General features: G+C 70.9%; 15 protein-coding genes. 5 read left to right on the forward strand and 10 right to left on the reverse strand.

The features are described from left to right. Nucleotides 1-46: 46 nt before the first annotated feature. The 7 genes from ACT3UL_RS02280 to ACT3UL_RS02310 all read right to left on the reverse strand — a co-directional run bounded on the left by ACT3UL_RS02280 (nucleotide 47) and on the right by ACT3UL_RS02310 (nucleotide 7632). Nucleotides 47-1345: a uracil-xanthine permease family protein gene (locus tag ACT3UL_RS02280; protein ID WP_444576500.1), complete on the reverse strand. Its 1299-nt coding sequence runs from the start codon at nucleotides 1343-1345 to the stop codon at nucleotides 47-49. A 61-nt stretch (nucleotides 1346-1406) separates the two neighbouring features. Further along, nucleotides 1407-3266: a DUF7937 domain-containing protein gene (locus ACT3UL_RS02285; RefSeq protein WP_444576501.1), complete on the reverse strand. Its 1860-nt coding sequence runs from the start codon at nucleotides 3264-3266 to the stop codon at nucleotides 1407-1409. A 156-nt stretch (nucleotides 3267-3422) separates the two neighbouring features. Then, a complete protein-coding gene (locus ACT3UL_RS02290; RefSeq protein ID WP_443335519.1) occupies nucleotides 3423-4088 on the reverse strand; it encodes a DUF6320 domain-containing protein in 666 nt (221 codons plus the stop codon). Further along, the gene (locus ACT3UL_RS02295) at nucleotides 4085-5626 is read right to left on the reverse strand and encodes an alcohol acetyltransferase (RefSeq protein WP_444576502.1); all 1542 of its coding nucleotides are present in this window, start codon (nucleotides 5624-5626) and stop codon (nucleotides 4085-4087) included. Before ACT3UL_RS02295 ends, ACT3UL_RS02290 begins: the two co-directional genes overlap by 4 nt. Next, nucleotides 5623-6594, reverse strand: coding sequence for an alpha/beta hydrolase (locus tag ACT3UL_RS02300; protein ID WP_444576503.1), 972 nt, complete (start codon nucleotides 6592-6594; stop codon nucleotides 5623-5625). Before ACT3UL_RS02300 ends, ACT3UL_RS02295 begins: the two co-directional genes overlap by 4 nt. Nucleotides 6595-6711: 117 nt before the next feature. After that, nucleotides 6712-7209 carry a flavin reductase family protein gene (locus ACT3UL_RS02305; protein ID WP_444576504.1) on the reverse strand — a complete coding sequence of 166 codons (498 nt, stop codon included), beginning with the start codon at nucleotides 7207-7209 and terminating at the stop codon, nucleotides 6712-6714. A gap of 3 nt (nucleotides 7210-7212) precedes the next feature. After that, on the reverse strand, nucleotides 7213-7632 hold the full coding sequence (locus ACT3UL_RS02310) for a YccF domain-containing protein (protein ID WP_444576505.1): 420 nt from the start codon (nucleotides 7630-7632) through the stop codon (nucleotides 7213-7215). Between the two features lie 151 nt (nucleotides 7633-7783). Between ACT3UL_RS02310 and argS the strand changes: the two genes are divergently transcribed. Further along, entirely contained in the window at nucleotides 7784-9535 is a 1752-nt protein-coding gene (argS, locus tag ACT3UL_RS02315) for an arginine--tRNA ligase (RefSeq protein ID WP_444576506.1), read from the forward strand. Between the two features lie 172 nt (nucleotides 9536-9707). After that, nucleotides 9708-10418 carry a lysoplasmalogenase family protein gene (locus tag ACT3UL_RS02320; RefSeq protein WP_444576507.1) on the forward strand — a complete coding sequence of 237 codons (711 nt, stop codon included), beginning with the start codon at nucleotides 9708-9710 and terminating at the stop codon, nucleotides 10416-10418. 34 nt (nucleotides 10419-10452) lie between these two features. Here the strand turns inward: ACT3UL_RS02320 and ACT3UL_RS02325 are convergent, their stop codons facing one another. Beyond that, nucleotides 10453-11352 carry an alpha/beta hydrolase fold domain-containing protein gene (locus tag ACT3UL_RS02325; RefSeq protein WP_343923685.1) on the reverse strand — a complete coding sequence of 300 codons (900 nt, stop codon included), beginning with the start codon at nucleotides 11350-11352 and terminating at the stop codon, nucleotides 10453-10455. Between the two features lie 121 nt (nucleotides 11353-11473). Here ACT3UL_RS02325 and mtnN point away from each other — a divergent pair, with 121 nt between their 5' ends. Together mtnN and ACT3UL_RS02335 are read left to right on the forward strand one after the other, a co-directional pair. Then, nucleotides 11474-12259, forward strand: coding sequence for a 5'-methylthioadenosine/S-adenosylhomocysteine nucleosidase (gene mtnN, locus ACT3UL_RS02330; RefSeq protein WP_444576508.1), 786 nt, complete (start codon nucleotides 11474-11476; stop codon nucleotides 12257-12259). 274 nt (nucleotides 12260-12533) lie between these two features. Then, nucleotides 12534-14516 carry a BCCT family transporter gene (locus tag ACT3UL_RS02335; RefSeq protein ID WP_444576509.1) on the forward strand — a complete coding sequence of 661 codons (1983 nt, stop codon included), beginning with the start codon at nucleotides 12534-12536 and terminating at the stop codon, nucleotides 14514-14516. A 106-nt stretch (nucleotides 14517-14622) separates the two neighbouring features. Here the strand turns inward: ACT3UL_RS02335 and ACT3UL_RS02340 are convergent, their stop codons facing one another. After that, entirely contained in the window at nucleotides 14623-15564 is a 942-nt protein-coding gene (locus ACT3UL_RS02340; protein ID WP_444576510.1) for an NAD(P)-dependent oxidoreductase, read from the reverse strand. 186 nt (nucleotides 15565-15750) lie between these two features. Here ACT3UL_RS02340 and ACT3UL_RS02345 point away from each other — a divergent pair, with 186 nt between their 5' ends. Continuing rightward, complete coding sequence (locus tag ACT3UL_RS02345) at nucleotides 15751-17589, forward strand: alpha/beta hydrolase (protein WP_444576511.1); 1839 nt, start codon at nucleotides 15751-15753, stop codon at nucleotides 17587-17589. Nucleotides 17590-17715: 126 nt separating this feature from the next. Here the strand turns inward: ACT3UL_RS02345 and ACT3UL_RS02350 are convergent, their stop codons facing one another. Continuing rightward, a complete protein-coding gene (locus tag ACT3UL_RS02350; RefSeq protein WP_444576512.1) occupies nucleotides 17716-18561 on the reverse strand; it encodes a sulfurtransferase in 846 nt (281 codons plus the stop codon). Nucleotides 18562-18648: the final 87 nt, after the last annotated feature.

Here is an 18648-nt window from a genome sequence, read left to right on the forward strand (position 1 = left end):
GACCGTCAGGAGGTCAGTCCGTCGGGCGGTCAGCCGGCGCGTCTCCTCAGCCGTGCGGCGTCGGCTCCACGACCGCTGCCGGCTCGGTCTCCACCTCGGTGCCGGTGACCCGACCCAGCTGGTTCATGACGTGGAAGATGACCAGCGCAGCGATCGTGCCCAGCGCGATGCCGGTGAGCTGGATGCCCCCGAAGGTCCAGGTGACGTTGGCGATGCCGATCACGAGGGCGACGCCCGCGGTGAACTGGTTCTTCGGGCGGGAGAAGTCGACCTTCCCGTCGACCCACATGCGCACGCCCACGATGCCGATCAGGCCGTAGAGCACGAAGGTCACCCCGCCCAGCACGCCGGCGGGGATGGTGAAGATCGCGGCGCCCACCTTCGGCGACAGCGAGAGCAGGATCGCGACGATGCCGGCCACCCAATAGGCGGCGGTCGAGTACACGCGGGTGGCGCTCATGACGCCGATGTTCTCGCCGTACGTGGTGGTCGGCGAGCCGCCGAAACCGGCCGAGAGGGCGGTGGCCAGGCCGTCGGAGGCGAGCGTGCGCCCCACCATGTGGTCGAGATTGCGGTTCGTCATCAGGCCCACGCTCGTCACGTGACCGACGTTCTCTGCCAGCAGCACCACGACCACGGGCAGGAACATCGGCAGCAGGCCGAGGTTGAACTCGGGATGGTGGAACTCGGGCAGGCCCAACCAGGCGGCATCGGCCACCGGCGTGAAGTCGACCTCGCCGCGCAGCACGGCCACCACGTAGCCCACCAGCACGCCCAGCAGCACGGAGACCCGGCCCAGCATCCCCTTGAACAGCGCGGTGCACAGCACCACGGCGAGCAGCGTGACCGTCGCGGTGAGCGCGGACTGCTTGAAGTTGTCGTACGCCGTGGGGGCGAGGTTGAAGCCGATCAGCGCCACGATCGAGCCCATCACCACCGGCGGCATGAGCACCGTGATCCAGCGCGTGCCCACGCGGGCCACGATCAGGCCCAGCACCGCGAGCAGCAGCCCGGTGACCATCACACCGCCGAGCGCGGCGCCCATCGAGTCCGCCTGGGTGGAGGCGGTGATGGGGGCGATGAACGCGAAGGAGGAGCCGAGGTAGCTGGGCACCTTGTTGCGGGTGATGGTCAGGAACAGCAGGGTGCCGATGCCGGAGAACAGCAGCGTGGTGGAGGGCGGGAAGCCGGTCAGCAGCGGCACCAGGAACGTGGCGCCGAACATGGCGATGACGTGCTGGGCCCCGATCCCGATGGTCAGCGGCCAGGCCAGCCGCTCCTCGGGCAGGACGATCGCGGTGGGGGCGATGGTGCGGCCATCTCCGTGCAGGCTCCAGCGGAACATGGGTCTCCCAGGGGTGTGGAGGAATGGACGGCCTGATGGCCTGGGTGCGTGCGGCCGACGGTCAGCGGCCGGGGAAGACCTTCTTGCGCGCCGTCTCCTCGGTGACGTCCGGGACCTGGCTCAGCAGCGAGACGTTGCCCGCGTCGCGGGAGCGGAAGTCGGCGAACATCTGGGCGATGTCCGGGGCGCCGAACTCGTCGCGCACCGGGGCGGGCACGGTGAGCATGAGGGCGGCGGCGATACCGACCGCGAGGGCGGTGCCGCCGGTGACCAGGCCCGCGCCGGCGCCCGTGGCGAGCGAGTTCACGATGACGTCGAGGAAGCCGACGACCACGAGGATGAGTCCCGAGATCACGCCGTTGGCGCGAGCGGTCATCGCGGGACGCGACAGCAGCGAGGTGCGGGCGAACAGGGAGACTGCCACGAAGCACAGGCAGACGGCGGCGTCGATGAGGTGCAGGACGGTGCCGCCCGGGGCGAGCCCCGTGGTCGCGACGAGCGCGGCCAGCAGGTGCCAGAGGACCGCGGCCACGTGCAGGACGGCGCTGAACTCGAAGGCCCGCACGGTGAACACGAGCCAGTCGGTGCGGCGGAAGGAGATCGGCATCGTGCGCACGAAGGACCGGGAGATCATCAGGCCGAGCGCGGCGAACAGGAACGGCAGGTACACGAAGTCGGTCGCGAAGCTGAGCGGCGCGGCGAACTGCAGCTGCAGGGTGTTGTCCGCGAGGGCGGCCAGCGCCAGACCGCCCACGGCGGCCGTGGAGAACACGTACCAGGAGCGCTCGCGCAGCAGCGCCGAGGCGAGCACGATCCCCAGCAGGAGCACGGAGATCACCGTGTCGCCGATGGTCAGCAGAGAATAGGCCCACCCGGTGGTGAACATCCGGCCCACGATCATCACGAGCGCCAGGAGCAGGGCCACGCCGGCGCCGATCCCCACGCAGACCAGCCCGATGCGGGCCACGCGCCGGGCACGGGCCTGGGGCAGGTATCCCTCATGGGCGCGGGGTTCGATCCCGATGATCGCGCCGAGCAGCAGCAGCGGGACACCGATGCCCAGGCCCACGGGCGGCCCGTCCGGCAGGGAGGCGAAGAGCATCGGGAGCGAGAGGACCAGATCGGACACCACGGTGCCGACCGCCACCAGCAGCGCCGGCAGCAGCCCGATCACGCGGACCGCTCGGATCGCGGTCAGCGGCGGGGCCTTGGGGATCCAGCGCAGCAGGTGCACGGCCAGGAGGGCGACCAGGCCCACGCCGATGGCGGCCTTGCCGACACCGTCGATGAGCAGGCTGTGGGCGACGGTGAACGTCGTGGTCAGCGCGGTGACCATGCAGATCAGGGCGAAGACGTCCCGCAGGGCGTCGAAGATGCCGAGTTCCTTGAAGCGTTCCGGGAGCACGAGGCCGTCGACCCCGCGACCGGGATCCTCGGAGTCCTCCGCGTTCGGCGTGGTGCCGGAGCGGGCGTAGGACGGGTCCCGCGGGGCCCGCAGCGGAGACGTCGCGCTCGGCACCTCGGAATCGTGCGTCGGCCCCAGGGACCCCGTCGATCGCCTCGAGCTGTCCCGACCGGTCGAATCCGTGCCGTCCCCGGAGGCCCCGGACGTCTCAGCACCCTCAGCCCCCTCAGCATCGGCGTCGTCCTCGTCGAGCTCGATCATCGGGATCGCGCCGGTGCGCGCCTCGGGCTCGGAGCCTGCCCGCAGCGCCTCGCCGTCGAGGTCGCTGAGATCGGTGGTCATCTGCTCGCTGGGCGGCAGGACCGCCTCGGCGCGGCGGCGTGCGAGCAGAGGGGCCGCATAGCGGTCGAACTCGGCGCGGTCCGGGAGCCGTTCGGTCGGGAGCGTCTGCGGATCGTCGGTCGCGAAGATCCAGTCCGCATCCTGGTTCTCATCGCGCCGGCGATCGCTGTCCATCAACCTTCTCTTCCGTGGTTCCGCGTGCACCGGCCGACGGAGTCCTCCCCGTCCGGCTGCGCACTTGCGCTCCCGATCATAATTTGGCGAGCGCCCCCTCCCCCAGCGGCGCGCCGCACGGGGCAGGCGCAGGCCGCGCAGATGTCGGCGCGGGGCTCACAGATGCAGGCGCTTGGCGAGCTCATGGCGCACCTCCGCGCCGCGCGCCAGCTGCAGCAGACCCAGCGCCACCACGCAGAGCGCGCCGCACAGGGCGGACGGCAGGGCGACGCTGACCCACCCCAGTGCGAGGAAGACGATCGGGGTCAGCCCGAGCACCACGATCAGGCCGCTGTAGATGATGTGCTCGGCCAGGTCGATCCGCATCAGACGCACGACGAGGATCAGGGCGAGCAGGGAGGAGGCGCACAGGATCGGCACCACGAACGTCAACGACCAGGCGCTCCATCCCAGCAGGTAGTCCCAGTACACGCTGACCAGGCTCACGATCACCACGAGGTACACGGTGCTCTTGGCGATGTTGCGGCGCTTGTGCACGGCCATCAGCGCCACGATCCAGAGGGCGGCGATCGCGAGCCAGATCGACCGCAGCACTCCCAGCCCGGAGACACCCGGGGTGATCAGCAGCTGCACGGCGAAGGAGGCGAGCACGACGCCGAGGGAGGCCAGCACGAGCGCCCGCAGCAGCCGGCGGCGGGAGAATCGCAGCGGGACGTCCGGCAGCGGGCTCGGTGTGCGCTCCCCCACCACCGGGGTCCCGCACAGCGGGCAGCGCGTCCAGTCGCCCTCGACATCGACCAGGCAACTCGGGCACAGGCTCATGGGGTCATCTCCCCGGCGTCCGCCAGCTCCTGCTCCGTCACCCGTGCGGCGGCCACGGTGACGTCGACCCCGGACGCGGTGAGGATCCGCGCGAACTCGCGCACATGGTCGGTCTCCAGGAACGGGGACGTGAAGCTGACCGTGAGCACGCCGGCATGCGAGATCGCGCAGAACTGGGGTCGGACCGCGGAGACCTGGAAGATCAGCCGTTCCACGTGCGCTGCGACCGGTTCGGGCAGGACCACCCGACCCAGGTTGGACACGGCGAGGGTGAGACCGCGGTTGCTGGCCCGGTTGACCTGGTCGAGGATCACGTCCTTCACGGGGCGGGGTATGACGCGCAGCGCGGGCATCCGCTCGAAGCGCAGGAAGCGGCGCAGCTTCCCCTCGAGCGCCTCCGCTGTGGCACGGGCCCGGAAGGCCCGCTCGAGGCTGCGGCTGACGGCGCCCAGGGTGTCGTCCCCCTCGCCGAAGGTGTGCTCGACCCGCGTGGTCGCGAAGAAGTTGCGCGCCGAGGTGGAGGGGAAGAACTGGCGCAGGTTCACCGGCACCGAGGCGGCGAGGGTGGGGGCCCGCCCCAGATCCCCGGTGGCGCGCCGCACCGCCTCGAAGAACACGGCGGTCAGGTACATCGTCAGCGCGACGCGCTCCGCGCGCGCGAGGTCGAGCACCTGCTTCGCGGGCATGGTGAGCTCGACGACCCGGGTGCGGCTGTCCGGGGTGCGGGTTCCGCGCACCCGGTGCACGGTGCGCGCGGGGGAGTGCGGCGCCGCGCTGTGCTCCGGGACATCGGCCGTGGCGAGCGCCCCGTCGGGGATCCCCGTCGGCTCCGCCTCGGCCTCGCGGCTGAAGGCCGCCCGCGCCTCCCAGACGTCGGCGCGCCGTCGACGTCGGCGGCGGAAGTAGTGCACGAAGGAGTCGGTGGTCAGATCGTGGCCGGGCTCCGCGCCCGCTGTCGCCTCACCCGCTGTGGTCCCACCCGATGCCGCCCCGTCGGCCCTCGCCGCGGGCTCGCGCGGCGAGGGCTCCAGCGTCGGATCGATGAGCGAGGCCGCAGGCTCGTCCGACGCAGCAGGGCCGTCGGACAGGGCAAGGCCGTCCGACGCAGCAGGCTCCGGCGGGACCCTCAGCCGGGTGTAGGCGGTGACCAGATCGGTGAGGAACCACAGGGCGCCCGTGCCGTCGGAGAGGGCGTGGAACACCTCGAGGGAGATGCGGCGTCGGTGATGCATGGCCCGGAACAGCAGCGAGCGTCGATCCGCCTGATAGATCGGGGCGCACGGCGCCGTGCGCTCCTCGGTGACCGTCGGCCTCAGCTCGCTGTCCTGGAGGTAGTACCAGAACACGCCCCGTCGCAGCACCGCATGGTAGAGCGGGTACTTCTCGTAGGTCTCCTCGAGCGCCTCCTGCAGCAGCTGCGGATCGACCTCGTGATCCATCTCGGCACCCAGCCGGAACACCTTCGGATCGACCTCGTTGCGTGCCGCGAGGAACATGTTCGAGGCGTTGTCCAGCCGCACCCAGCGACGGCGGCTCATGGCACGGTCCCCGAGCGGGTGCTGTCGGCGTCGGCGTCGGGAAGCTCCTCGTCGAGGAAGTCGTTGATCACCTCGTACGCGTCACGCAGCGAGCGGGAGAAGCGGGGCAGCGTGATGAAGCCGTGCAGCGCGCCGTCGACCCGGTGGGTCCGCACGCTGTTCCCGGCCTCGGCGAGCGCCTGCGCGTACGCCTCGCCCTCATCGCGCAGCAGATCCAGCTCCGCGGTGATCATGAGGGTCCTGGGCTGCCCGGAGAGGTCCTGCGCCATCAGCGGCGAGACCCGCGGATCGCGGCGCGCCTCGGGGTCGGGGACGTACATCTGCATGTAGTCCTGCACCTCGGTGCTGGTGAGCCGGTAGTCCTCACCGTGATGGCGCACCGACTCGTACGGGGAGGTCTCCGGATCGTGGTCCCAGTGGGTCACGGGATACAGGAGGATCTGGCGGCGCACCCCGCGATGCCCGAGCTCGTGCAGCCGCAGGGAGACCGCCGCGGCGAGGTTGCCTCCGGCGGAGTCGCCCATGAGCACGATCCGGTCCGAGCCGTCGAGCCCGGCGAGGCCCGGATCCTCGAGCAGCCGCTGCACCATCTCGTAGCAGTCCTCGAAGCCCGCCGGGAAGGGGTGCTCCGGGGCGAGCCGGTAGTCGACCGAGACCACGGTCGCGCCGGTCAGCTCGGCCATCGTCGCGCAGGCCGGCGTGTAGCTCTCGATGTCCCCGGTCACCCAGCCGCCTCCATGGAAGAACAGCAGCAGCTCCTCGCGCCGCTTCTCGTGCGGGGCGAACACACGCACCGGGATGCTGCTGTCGCTGCCGCCGGTGATGGTGCGCCAGGAGGCGGAGCGATAGCGGGGCCGCGGCAACGAGGCCAGCTGGCGCTGGAGGTGGCGGACCTTCTCGTAGTCCTCGCGCATGTTCACGCGCGGGGCGGCGAACAGCCGCAGCACGGCCTTCAGCAGCGGGTTCACGTGCGGAGGGCCAGATCTGAGGTGCAGCGTTCCATCGGCCCAGCATAGACGTGAGAAGGCAGCGTCCAGCCTGCCGGCGCCGGGGAGGTGGAGTTTCGGTGCCGTCCGCTCGGGGTGTCAGCGCAGCTCGTGCTTCTCCCCGGCGAAGCGCACTGCCGGCCCTCCCACGGGGCGACCCTCCCCCAGCTCCACGACGGGCCCGATCAGCAGCCGGTGGGTGGCGGCGTCGACGGCCTGCTCGACCCGGATCGCGAAGTGGGCGAGCACACCGCCCAGCACCGCGTCCCCGTCGGCCGTGCGGCCCACCTCCAGCCCGCTGAGCAGACCGATCAGCGGGGAGGCGGGCGTCCCGAAGCGGTCGGCGAGGTGCTGCTGGTCCGCGGCCAGGACGTTCAGGCAGAAGTGGCCGCTCTCCTCGGCCGCCTCGGCGATGCGGGACATGCCGTACAGGGCCACGAGCATCGTGGGCGGGTCGTAGGAGACGTCGAGATAGGAGTCGACGGTGACGGCGACGTCATGCCCGCCCTGGCGCGTCGTGATGATCGCCAGGCCGGCCGCGATCAGGTCGCTGAGCTGCCGGTAGTCGTCCTCCTCGACGGCAGGGGTGCCGGCCACCGGTCAGCGGGCCGTGGGGAACATGCGGGCACGGGCGGAGTCGGAATCCATGACGACCTTGCCGAAGGGGAAGCAGGTGACGGGGATCAGCTTGATGTTCGCCCAGGCCAGCGGGATGCCGATGATCGTGACCGCCTGCGCGAGCGCCGTCGCCACATGGCCCAGCGCGAGCCACCAGCCTGCGATGACGAACCAGACGACGTTGCCGACCGCACTCGCCGCGCCCCCGCGGTGGGTGTCGACGACCTCGCGCCCGAAGGGCCAGATCACGAAGCCGGCGATCCGGAAGGAGGCCAGCCCGAAGGGGATCGTGACGATGAAGATGCAGGCGAGGATCCCGGCGACCAGGTACCCCAGGAACAGGGCCCAGCCGGCCGTGAGCAACCAGATGATGTTCAGGATCAGGGTCAGTACGGTGCGCATGCCCCCACCCTAGGCACTGCCGCGCGGTGCGGCCAGGGGGCGATCCCCCGGCCCCACCGGCAGGAACCCGTCATCGATGTCGCCGCGGATCCGGGCGAGCATCACGTCCACGGCGCGGGATCCGGTGCGTCACCCCGACTACGCTGGAGGCATGCCTGCACCTGAGATCGCGCTGACCGAGCGTTTCCAGTCCGCCTTCGCCGCCGCCTTCGGGCCCGAGTACGCCGACGCGGACCCGATCATCCGACCGTCCCAGTTCGCGGACTTCCAGTGCAACGCCGCGATGGGTCTCGCGAAGCGCCTGGGGAAGAAGCCCCGCGACATCGCCGCCGAGATCCTCGCCGCCGTGGAGCTGGACGACATCGCCGAGACCCCCGAGATCGCCGGGCCCGGCTTCCTGAACATCCGCCTGCGCACCGAGTGGATCGCCGCCCGGACCGCAGAGCTGACCGCGGACCCGCGCCTCGGCATCCCGGTGCCCGAGAAGGTCGACACCGTGGTCGTGGACTACTCGGCGCCGAACGTCGCCAAGGAGATGCACGTCGGCCACCTGCGCACGACGGTCGTGGGCGACTCCATCGTCCGCACGCAGGAGAAGCTCGGCCATCGTGTCGTGCGCCAGAACCACATCGGCGACTGGGGCACCCCCTTCGGCATGCTCATCGAGCACCTCCTGGACGTGGGCGAGGACAGCGACGAGGCGAAGCTCCTGGAGACGGACCCCAACGCCTTCTACCAGGCGGCGAACGCGAAGTTCTCGGGCCCCGACGGCGCCAAGGACAACGAGTTCGCCGACCGCGCCCGGCGGCGCGTGCCGACCCTCCAGTCGGGCGATCCCGAGACCCTCGAGATCTGGATGCGCCTGGTGGAGCTGTCCAAGCAGTACTTCCACCGTGTGTACGACATGCTCGACGTGACGCTCACCGACGACGATCTCGCCGGTGAGTCCAGCTACAACGACCAGCTCGAGATCGTGTGCAAGATCCTCGAGGCCGACGGTCTGGCACGGATCTCCGACGGCGCCCTGTGCGTGTTCCCCGAGGGCTTCATCGGCCGGGACGAGCAGCCGCTGCCGCTGATCATCCGCAAGACCGGCGGCGGCTACGGCTACGCCACCACCGACCTCGCCGCGATCCGCCACCGCGTGGACGCGCTCGGCGCCGATCGCATCGCCTATGTCATCGGCACCGCGCAGGAGCTGCACCTCAAGATGGTGTTCACCGCCGCCCGCGAGGCCGGCTGGCTGAGCGACGAGGTCGACGTCCAGCACGTGAAGATCGGCTCGGTGCTCGGCGAGGACGGCAAGATCCTGCGCACCCGCTCCGGCTCCTCCGTGCGCCTGATGGCGCTCCTCGAGGAGGCCGTGACCACGGCGCGCACCGTCATCGACGAGATGCGCCCCGACCTGCCGGAGGCGGAGCGGGAGCAGATCGCCCACGACATCGGCATCGGCGGCGTGAAGTACGCGGACCTCTCCACCTCGCACGACGCGGACTACACCTTCGACCTGGACCAGATGCTCGCCCTGACCGGCAACACCGCCCCGTACCTCCAGTACGCGGTGGCCCGCATCCGCTCGATCAGCCGCAAGGCCGAGACGCAGGGCCTGGTCGCGGCCGACGCCCCCCGGGTGGAGAACGACGCCGAACGCGCTCTCGCACTCCACCTGCTGGACTTCGGGACGACGCTCACCGCGGTGGGCGCCGCCTACGAGCCGCACCGCCTGTGCGCCTACCTGTTCTCCCTCGCGCAGGCCTTCACCTCGTTCTACGAGGCCTCGCCCATCCTCAAGGAGTCCGACGAGCAGGTGCGGGCCGGACGCCTCGCCCTCGCCCAGCTCGCCGAGAAGGTGCTCGTCGAGGGGCTCGACGCCCTCGGTGTGCACGCCCCCCAGCAGATGTGATCGTCCTTCACGGGCGATGGAGGGGCAACCGGCGGCAACCCGCGCCGGTCGCCCCCTCGGGAACGGCAGGACACGTCACCGTGACCAAAACGTGGCTGGTTGTTACGCAACCGTGCCCCAGGGCGTGAGAAAACCCCTGGTCCACCGCCCGAATGCTTCCTAACCTGGACCGGTGCCGCCGATCAGATCACTCCACATCGCCCTGTGGGTGGTGTACGCCCTCGTGCTGGCGGTCCACATCTGGGCACTGCTCACGGGCGCGGAGATGCTCCAGCGCTCCACCCAGCCGCTGTTCGCCCCGCTGCTCATCGCGGTGCTGGTGACCGCTCTCCCCCGGCGCACGCGCACCAGCACGCTGACCCTGCTCGGCCTGGTGTTCGCCTGGGGCGGGGACAGCCTCGCCCAGCTGGCCCCCGAGAACGTCCAGCTGATCTCGGTGCTCTGCTTCCTGCTGGCCCTGGTCTGCTATGCGCTGGCGCTGGCTCCGCTGTGGAACCGCACCCGTGATCCGATGCGCATCGCCCTCGCGATCCCGTACGGCGGCGTCGTGATCGGCCTGTTCGTGGCCTGTGCGGACGGCTCCGGCCCCCTGCTGCCAGCCGTCGCCGCCTATGCGGTGGCCCTGGCGACGATGGCCTTCCTGTCCGCGGGCGGGAACAGCCTGACCTGGACCGGCGGGACGCTGTTCCTGCTGTCCAGCTCGATGCTCGCGATGAACTGGTTCCTGCCCGGGGCGGCGATCGCCTACAGCTCCGTGTGGGTGATGGCCTTCTACGCGGTGGGCCACGCCCTGCTGATCGCCGGGCTGGTGCGCACGATACCGGCTCGCCGCTGGGCCCCGGCATGCCGCGCCGGTGCCGCGCTGGTCATCGTCGAGAACTGACAGACACCCCGCGGCCGTCAGTGCTCCGCGACCCTCAGTGCTCCGCGAACACCCGGGCGATGAGATCGGCCTGCTCGCGGTGCACGCGCTCGATGTCCTCGCCCTTGCGGGCGACCAGCTGCAGCCCGAGCCGCCCGCTGATCTCCCGATAGGCCACGTCCTGGCCGCTCTCCTCGAGCTGCAGCTTCGCCACCCGCACCTCGGAGAGGAACAGGTCCCGTGTCCCCACGCTCAGATGCACCGGCGGCAGCCCCTCGAGGGCCGCGTTGATCGGCGACAGATCGGGGTCGTCCAGGGACGTGCGACCCGCGTACCTCCGAGCAGCATCGCGCAGCAGCCGACGCTCGTGGACCGGATCGACCTGATCGGTCTCGGTGATCCCGGCGTTGGAGAGCTCGAGGTCCAGCCAGGGGGACATCGCGATCAGGGCGTCCGGGGCGGGGATGTCGGAACGGTCGCGCAGATGGCGGGCCACGGCGAAGGCGAGCCCGCCGCCGGAGTGCTGGCCGGCCAGGATCCACGGCTGGTCCGCGAGGCGCCCGTCGGCCGCCAGAGCGGTGATCGCCGCCTCGGCATCATCGAGCGCGACGGGGTGCTGATGGTCCGGGGCGTTGCGGTAATCGATCATCAGCCCGGCGCAGCCCCGGGCCTCGACCTGGCGGGACAGCCAGGCCCAGTCGCTCGCGAACGGTCCGGAGACATACGCGCCGCCATGCAGGAAGATGATGATCCCGCGGTCGGCGCGATGCTCGTCGAGCCAGACGGAGCGAGTGCGGCCGATCATCTCGTTCTCGACCGCATGAGCCTTCAGCACATGGCTGGGCGGGTGCGGGCTGCGCGCCTCACGCAGCGCCTGGTGGGTCAGGGCCGACGGGATGGGGATCCGGCGGACCGCCCGTGCCCCGGTGACCACTGCATCTCGGACGCGACCCATGACTGCCTCCTACCTGCGACCCGGGGGTCGCCTCGCTGCGGATGGCTCCACCCTAACGAACGTGGCTGGGACCCGGTCACCTCCGCCACGTCACGCGCTCCGCCGCCGGTAGCCTTCAGGCATGACGTCCTCCCCCGCCTCCCCTGGTTCGCCCGCGACCACTGCGCCCACTGCACCCTCTGCGTCCTCTGCCGCGACCGGCCCGCTCGTGGTGCTCGCCGCCATGCCCGAGGAGGCGGCGCCGCTGACCTCCCGGATGGAGGATCCGACCGCCGTACCGACTCCCTTCGTGGACGGCGTCACGGCGGTGCGCGGCGCGCTCGGCGGCCTGGACACCGTGGTCGTCACCACCGGGATCGGGATCGCCGCGGCCGCTGCGGCCGCGACCTGGGGAATCCTCGCCCACGCCCCGCGCGCGGTGGTCGCCGCCGGATCCTGCGGCGGTCTCGCGGCAGACGTCGAGGTGGGCACACTGATCGTCGGCGACTACTTCACCTATTCGATCGCCGACGCCACGGCCTTCGGCTACGCCCCCGGGCAGGTCCCCGGCGGCCCCGAGCGCTACGAGGCCGACTCCGCCTGGGCGGACCGCGCGGAGCAGGCGGCCGCCGCACAGGCCGGACCGGCCGGCCACCGGCGAGGTCTGATGCTCTCCGGGGACGCCTTCGTGACCGCGCCTCTGGCCGCCCCCATGCGGGAGCGGTTCCCGCGCGCCGTGAGCGCCGATATGGAGACCACGGCGAGCGCTCGGACGGCGGCGCAGCTCGGCGTGCCCTTCGTGGCTCTGCGCGCCGTCTCGGATCTGTGCGGCCCGGCCGCCGGTCAGCAGTTCCACCTCGAGATCGACCTGGTCGCGGAGATCTCGGCTCGGGCCGTCCAGGAGCTCGCCAGCAACCTCGTCGGATGACATGGGGGCCGCTCGTCGGCCGAACCTCGCTGTGCCTCACAGCACCGCACTGCCCGGCGTCTCACGGCACCTCACCGCACGGTGCCGCGAGACTGCTGCAAAGTCGTGACCTGGTACACCTCGGGGTCGACTACGGTGTGTGGAGGACCACGGTGCAGCGATCGCGGGGTCCTCTGCGGGCACCGTCGCTTATGCCGAATCCAGTGCCGCCGTTACAGTGCTATGTGCCCGTCCTCCCCTGAAGTGCCCACGTAGGCACGTCGTATTCCTCGCGGTGGGACGCGGGCTCCCTGTCCCAATCCCCCATCGGAACGAGAAAACATGTCGACCCCCCCCGACAGAGACCTCTCCACCCCACACCGAGGCCGCGAGCCCGCAGGCAGGCTATTCCCTGTCCAAGCCCGTCTTCTTCGTCTCGGCCGGGATCATCCTCATCGCCGTGGTCTTCGCCCTGGCTCTGCCAGACGTCTTCAACAACTTCATCTCCACGCTGAACTCCACCGTCGTGGAGTCGATCGGCTGGTACTACGTCCTGATCGTCACCGGCTTCGTCGGTTTCGCGATCGTCCTGGCGGTCAGCCGCATGGGAAACATCAAGCTCGGGAAGGACGATGACAAGCCCGAGTTCGGCCTGTTCTCCTGGTTCGCGATGCTGTTCGCCGCCGGTATGGGCATCGGCCTGGTGTTCTGGGGCGCGGCAGAGCCGCTGACCTTCTTCGCGGATACCGCGGGCCCCGGCATCCCGCCGAACGCCGCCGGATTCGATGACCCTGTCCGCGCCGAGCGCGCCCTGGGCCAGACCTTCCTGCACTGGGGCCTTCACGCCTGGGCCATCTACGTCGTGGTCGGCCTCGCCGTCGCCTACGCCGTGCATCGCAAGGGCCGCCCGGTGTCGATCCGGTGGGCTCTCGAGCCCGTCCTCGGCAAGCGCACCGACACCTGGGTCGGTGACGTCATCGACATCATCGCGCTGGTGGGCACCCTCTTCGGCATCGCCACCTCGCTCGGCTTCGGCGTGAACCAGATCGCCGCCGGGCTCGACCATCTCGGCGTGCTCCCGAACTCCACCGGGGTCCAGGTCGTGATCATCCTCGTGGTGACCGCGCTGGCCACCCTGTCCGCCGCGAGCGGCGTCGACAAGGGCATCAAGATCCTGTCGAACCTCAACATGGGCCTGGCCGCGCTCCTGCTGGTCGCGGTGCTGGTCCTCGGGCCGACGCTGTTCCTGCTGCGAGACGTCGTCTCGAACATCGGGTACTACCTGCAGAACTTCCTGCAGCTCTCGTTCCAGACCATGCCCTTCCTCGGAGACGAGGGTGCCGGCTGGATCAACGGCTGGACCACGTTCTACTGGGGCTGGTGGATCTCCTGGTCGCCCTTCGTGGGCGTGTTCATCGCCCGCATCTCCAAGGGTCGCACCGTGCGCGAGTTCATCACCGGCGTGCTGCTGGTGCCTACCGCTCTGACCTTCCTGTGGTTCACGATCATGGGTGGCACTGCGCTGTACGAGGCGGTCTTCAACAAGGTCGACTTCACCGGGGGCACCGGGGCGATCGACCCGAACACCGCGCTGTTCGACACCTTCAGCCATCTGCCCGCCGGCGCCCTGCTCTCCGGCGTCGCGGTGATCCTGGTGTCGATCTTCTTCATCACCAGCGCCGATTCCGGCGCGTTCGTGATGGACATGATCGCCCACAAGGGCGACCCGAACCCGCCTCGCATCACGCGCATCTTCTGGGCTGCGACCTCCGGCGTCATCGCGGCGTCGCTGATCTGGGTGAGCTCGCTGTCCGGTGGCGAGGGGTCCGGCATGTCTGCGCTGCAGGCGCTCGCACTGCTGTCCGCCCTGCCGTTCTCCGTGGTGATGATCGGCATGGCCATCTCCCTGTGGCGCTCGCTCAGCCACGAGGTCAAGGTCATCGAGCGCCTCGAGCTCCGCATCCGCCAGCGCGAGTTCATGGAGCGCTACTCCGAAGAGCTCACGGACCAGGTCAGCGACCGGGTCGAAGAGAAGTTCTCCGATGGCATCGGGGACCGGGTCGAGTCGCATCTGGAGGGTGAGTACGGCCAGCAGTTCCAGGCCCAGCTCAACCACCAGGTGGAGGCCCAGGTCTCCGAACAAGTCGAAGCCCAGGTCGCCGAGCACCTGTCGACCTACACCGCCGAGCACCCGATCGTGTCTCCGGAGGACAGTGCGCCCCCGGAGACCGGTCCCACCCGACGCGGTCCGCGGAACCCGTTCCGGCGCGACCAGTGAGCGCGGCGGCATCCCCGATGCCGCGCCGCACCGTCTGACATGACGAGGCCCGGTGGCTGTTGCCACCGGGCCTCGTCATGTCTCGGGCGATCGCCCACCCGCGGCCTCAGCGGGCGGCGGCGTGCAGGATCTCCCCGCCGTCGGCGAGCGCCTCCACGTTGGTGCTGATCCGATCGTCGGCTCCGACGGGGCGGCCCCCCGCGCCATGCGGCGTGATGAGCAGGCGCGGCGCGTCCCACAGCGGATCCTCGACGGGCAGCGGCTCGGGGTCGGTGACGTCGATCCCCGCACTGCCCAGCGTGCCGGCCTCGAGGGCCTCCCGCAGGGCTGTCTGGTCGACGGTCGCGCCGCGGCCCACGTTCACGAAGATCGCATGGTCGGGCAGCGCGGCGAGCGCCTCGCGCCCCACAGCCCCGGCGGTCTGCTCGGAGGCGGGAAGGATGTCGATGAGCACGTCGACCTCGGGCAGTGCTGCGAGCACGTCCGCCTCGGCGATCACCTCGTAGCCGCTGCGGGTCCCGGCGCTGCGGGCGGCTCCACGCACCTCGGCGCCCAGTGCTGTGAGCATCGGGGCGAGGGTCTGCCCGATCTCCCCGAAGCCCCAGATCAGCACCTTCGCGCCGATCAGGGTGGTCACGCGGCCCTCAGGATGCAGCGGCTGCAGGCCGCCGATCTCGGTGGACCATTCATGACGCTGCTGCGCCTCGCGGGCCTCTGGCAGGCGCCGCAGCAGACTCAGCAGCAGAGCCAGGGCGTGCTCGCTGACGGTCCGGGAGTGCAGGCCCGCGCCCGCGGCGATGACGACGTCCTCGCGGAAACCGGCGGCCAGGATCCCGTCGATCCCTGCGGAGAGCGACTGCACCAGGCGGAGGTCCGCGAGGTTGTCCACCGCGGACTCCAGGTGGCGGCCGGACGGACCCCACAGCACCAGGACCTGGGCATCGTAGTGCTCGGCGGGGATCTCGGCGCGGGCGTCGATGGTGACGGCCTCGCAGCCCTCGGGCAGGGTGGGGGCCAGCGGCATGGTGTCGGGGAGAAGGATCTTCATGTGCCCAGGCTACGGCGAGCGCGCGGCCCGTGCCGGGGATGCCCACGACCCGTCTCCGGCTGCCCCGGATCTTCGCGGAACTCCCCGGATCATCTCCGGTTCGGCTCCAGATCGTCTCCGGATCGTCGGCCGATGACTCCGGATCGGGCCACGGGACGAGCTGCGCCGTTCCGATAGCCTTCCCCCATGCTCTTCGGCTCCGGTTCGTCCTTGTCCAGCCTCGTGACAGCCCTCGGCAGCACTGCGAGATTCGTCCGCAGCGCGACGAAGAGGACGGAGCACCGGGTGCGCCGCACCGCGATCGCGAGGCCGCTGTCCACCGGAGGGTTCCTCGGCGCCTCGATGACCACGTGGATCTCCACCTCCCCGAGCATGCTGCCGCGCACCTGGTGGATGTGGACCCTCAACTTCGGGGCCTCGCAGATCTACGGGTACGCCGGCGGGGTCCTCGCCACGCAGGTCGTCCGGCGCGTCAGCGGGGCGCTCGGGCTGCGGCTGGAGATCGCGGAGGACCACCGGGAGCGGGCCCGCTGGCTCGGCGCGGCCGCCCTGCTCAGCATCTCCGCCTACTCGTGGGTGCGTGGCGTGCTGCGTCAGCGGGAGATCAGCCATCTCGTCCAGGAGCAGCCCAAGAATCTCGCCACCCATGTGGTCGGCACCGCCGGCGGTCTGCTCGCCTCCCTCGGCGTGCTGGTGAGCGTGCGCGGAGTCATCGCCACCGCGCACATGTACCGCGCCCTGCTGCGGCCCTACCTCCCGGCCCGGGTGGTCGCCGTGCTCTCCCTCCTGCTCACCACGGCGACCGTGGCCGTGCTCGCCGAGCGAATCCTGCGCGGGCGGGTGCTCGAGCAGATGATCGAGCGCGCGGAGGCGGCCAACCGGCTCATCTCGCCCGACGTGCCCAGGCCCACCTCGCCGCTGCGCTCGGGCAGCCCCGAGTCGTCGGAGACCTGGGAGTCCCTCGGGGCACCGGGGCGCAAGATCGTCTCCGCCGGGCCCACCCGTGAGGCGATCGCCGCGACCATCGGGGCGGAGGCAGCGGGCTCTGGGACGGCCGACTCCGGGACAGCCGGCACCGAGGCGATCGAACCGATCCGGGTGTACGCTGGGAAATCCTCGTCGCGCTCGTTGGAGGAGACGGTGCAGGCCGTGCTCGCCGAGCTGGATCGCACCGGCGCGTGGGACCGGGACGTGCTGGTGCTGTTCACCGGGACCGGGACCGGGTGGCTGCAGGAATGGTCGCTCTCCGCGATCGAGTTCCTCACCGGCGGGAACTGCGCCACCGCGTCCCTGCAGTACTCCGTGTACCCCAGCGGCCTCAGCTATCTCCTGGACCGCCGCAGCCCGCCGCGCGCCGGGAACCAGCTGTTCGGTGCGGTGCGTCGGCGCCTGGACGCGATGCCCGAAGGGTCCCGGCCACGCCTGTTCGTGGCCGGGGAGTCCCTGGGGTCCTTCGGCGGCAACGCGGCCTTCCGGGACATCCCGGACCTGCTGTCCTCGGTGGACGGGGCGGTGTGGACGGGCACTCCGAGCTTCACCCCCCTGTGGAGGGAGATCGTCTCCCGCAGCCGCCCCGGAGCCCCTGCCATCGCCCCGATCATCGATCACGGACGCCATATCCGCGTCGTCACCCGTCCCCGTGACCTGCACCGGAACTACTTCGGCGGGCTGTACGAGACGTGGCAGCACCCGCGGGTCGTCTATGCCCAGCATCCCTCGGACCCGGTGGTCTGGTGGCGTCCCTCGCTGCTGTGGGAGGAGCCTGCCTGGCTGCGCCAGCGCTTCGGGCACGACGTCACGACCGCGATGCGCTGGTTCCCCTGGATCACGTTCTGGCAGATCGCGGCGGACATGCCGCTGTCGATCAAGGTCACCGGCGGGCACGGGCACTCGTACCACGAGGAGATGGTGCCGATCTGGGCCGCCGTGCTCGGACAGGATGCCCCTGAGGCCGACAGTGCGGCCCAGCGCAGCCGGCACCTCGCGATCGTGAAAGCCATCCGGCAGATCAACCCTCGGGTCTGAGCTGCCCCTCGGCAGTCACCACCGGCCAGTCACCACGGGGCGATCACCGCGGGATGACCACCACCGGCCAGTCACCGCCGAGAAGTCTCGCGCGCCGTCCCCGCGAGCACGGCTCTCGCGGTGCGCTCAGGGGTTCGGGCCGGTGGCGATGGGCAGGGACGCATCGGCGCTCCACTGCGACCAGGACCCCGGGAACAGCCGCACCTTCGTGTACCCGGCCTGCTGCAGCGCGAGAACGTCGTGGGTGGCGGTCACTCCCGAACCGCAGTAGACGATGGTGTCCTGATCAGGGCGCACCCCGGCGGCCTCGAAGCGCTCGCGCAGCTCCTCGGGGCCGAGGAAGCGGGCGCCCTCGGAGAGGTTCCCGGTGAAGGGCAGGTTCACCGCCCCGGGGATGTGCCCTGCGCGGGGGTCGATCGGTTCGATCTCGCCCCGGTAGCGCTCCGGCGCACGGGCATCGATGATCAGGGCCTCGCCGGCGGCGACCTCGTCGGCCGTGGCGATCTGCGCGGCGGGCCAGGCCCGGGCGGGCACGTCACCCGGCTCGGCACGGATCTCACCGGTCTCCAGCGGGCCGTCCCAGGCGTCCACGCCGCCGTCGAGCACTGCGGCGTCATGACCCAGCGCCCGCAGCATCCAGACCAGGCGTCCGGCGGGCGACCCGTTGGTGTCGTCATAGGCGACCACGATCGAGCCGTCCTGCACCCCGGCGCGGCGCAGGGAGGCGGCGAATGCCTCGGGGTCGGGCAGGGGGTGGCGGCCGGCTTCCGCACTGGCGGGCGCGGCGAGCTCCGTGTCGAGATCGATGTAGACCGCCCCGGGCAGATGCCCCTCGAGATAGGCGTGACGACCGGTGGAGCCGTCGAGCGCCCACCGCACGTCCAGGAGGTGCACGGGGCGGGTCCCGGCGGTCTCGAGGACCTCGTGGAGATCGGCGACGTCGATGATCGGGGCGAGCGCTGCGGAAGTCATGGCGCGAGCCTACGCGGCGGCGCACCCCATGCCCACACAGCCACACAGCCGCACAGCCGCCCTGTCAGCCGGGCAGGCGGGGGATCG

It is taken from the genome of Brachybacterium sp. 107, from assembly GCF_052379725.1.
Classification (GTDB): domain Bacteria; phylum Actinomycetota; class Actinomycetes; order Actinomycetales; family Dermabacteraceae; genus Brachybacterium.

Bases quoted from the DNA above. Each gene is read 5' to 3' on its own strand.
- ACT3UL_RS02280 (WP_444576500.1), bottom strand. From the start codon at position 1,345: ATGTTCCGCTGGAGCCTGCACGGAGATGGCCGCACCATCGCCCCCACC.
- ACT3UL_RS02285 (WP_444576501.1), bottom strand. From the start codon at position 3,266: ATGGACAGCGATCGCCGGCGCGATGAGAACCAGGATGCGGACTGGATC.
- ACT3UL_RS02290 (WP_443335519.1), bottom strand. From the start codon at position 4,088: ATGAGCCTGTGCCCGAGTTGCCTGGTCGATGTCGAGGGCGACTGGACG.
- ACT3UL_RS02295 (WP_444576502.1), bottom strand. From the start codon at position 5,626: ATGAGCCGCCGTCGCTGGGTGCGGCTGGACAACGCCTCGAACATGTTC.
- ACT3UL_RS02310 (WP_444576505.1), bottom strand. From the start codon at position 7,632: ATGCGCACCGTACTGACCCTGATCCTGAACATCATCTGGTTGCTCACG.
- argS (WP_444576506.1), top strand. From the start codon at position 7,784: ATGCCTGCACCTGAGATCGCGCTGACCGAGCGTTTCCAGTCCGCCTTC.
- ACT3UL_RS02325 (WP_343923685.1), bottom strand. From the start codon at position 11,352: ATGGGTCGCGTCCGAGATGCAGTGGTCACCGGGGCACGGGCGGTCCGC.
- mtnN (WP_444576508.1), top strand. From the start codon at position 11,474: ATGACGTCCTCCCCCGCCTCCCCTGGTTCGCCCGCGACCACTGCGCCC.
- ACT3UL_RS02340 (WP_444576510.1), bottom strand. From the start codon at position 15,564: ATGAAGATCCTTCTCCCCGACACCATGCCGCTGGCCCCCACCCTGCCC.
- ACT3UL_RS02345 (WP_444576511.1), top strand. From the start codon at position 15,751: ATGCTCTTCGGCTCCGGTTCGTCCTTGTCCAGCCTCGTGACAGCCCTC.
- ACT3UL_RS02350 (WP_444576512.1), bottom strand. From the start codon at position 18,561: ATGACTTCCGCAGCGCTCGCCCCGATCATCGACGTCGCCGATCTCCAC.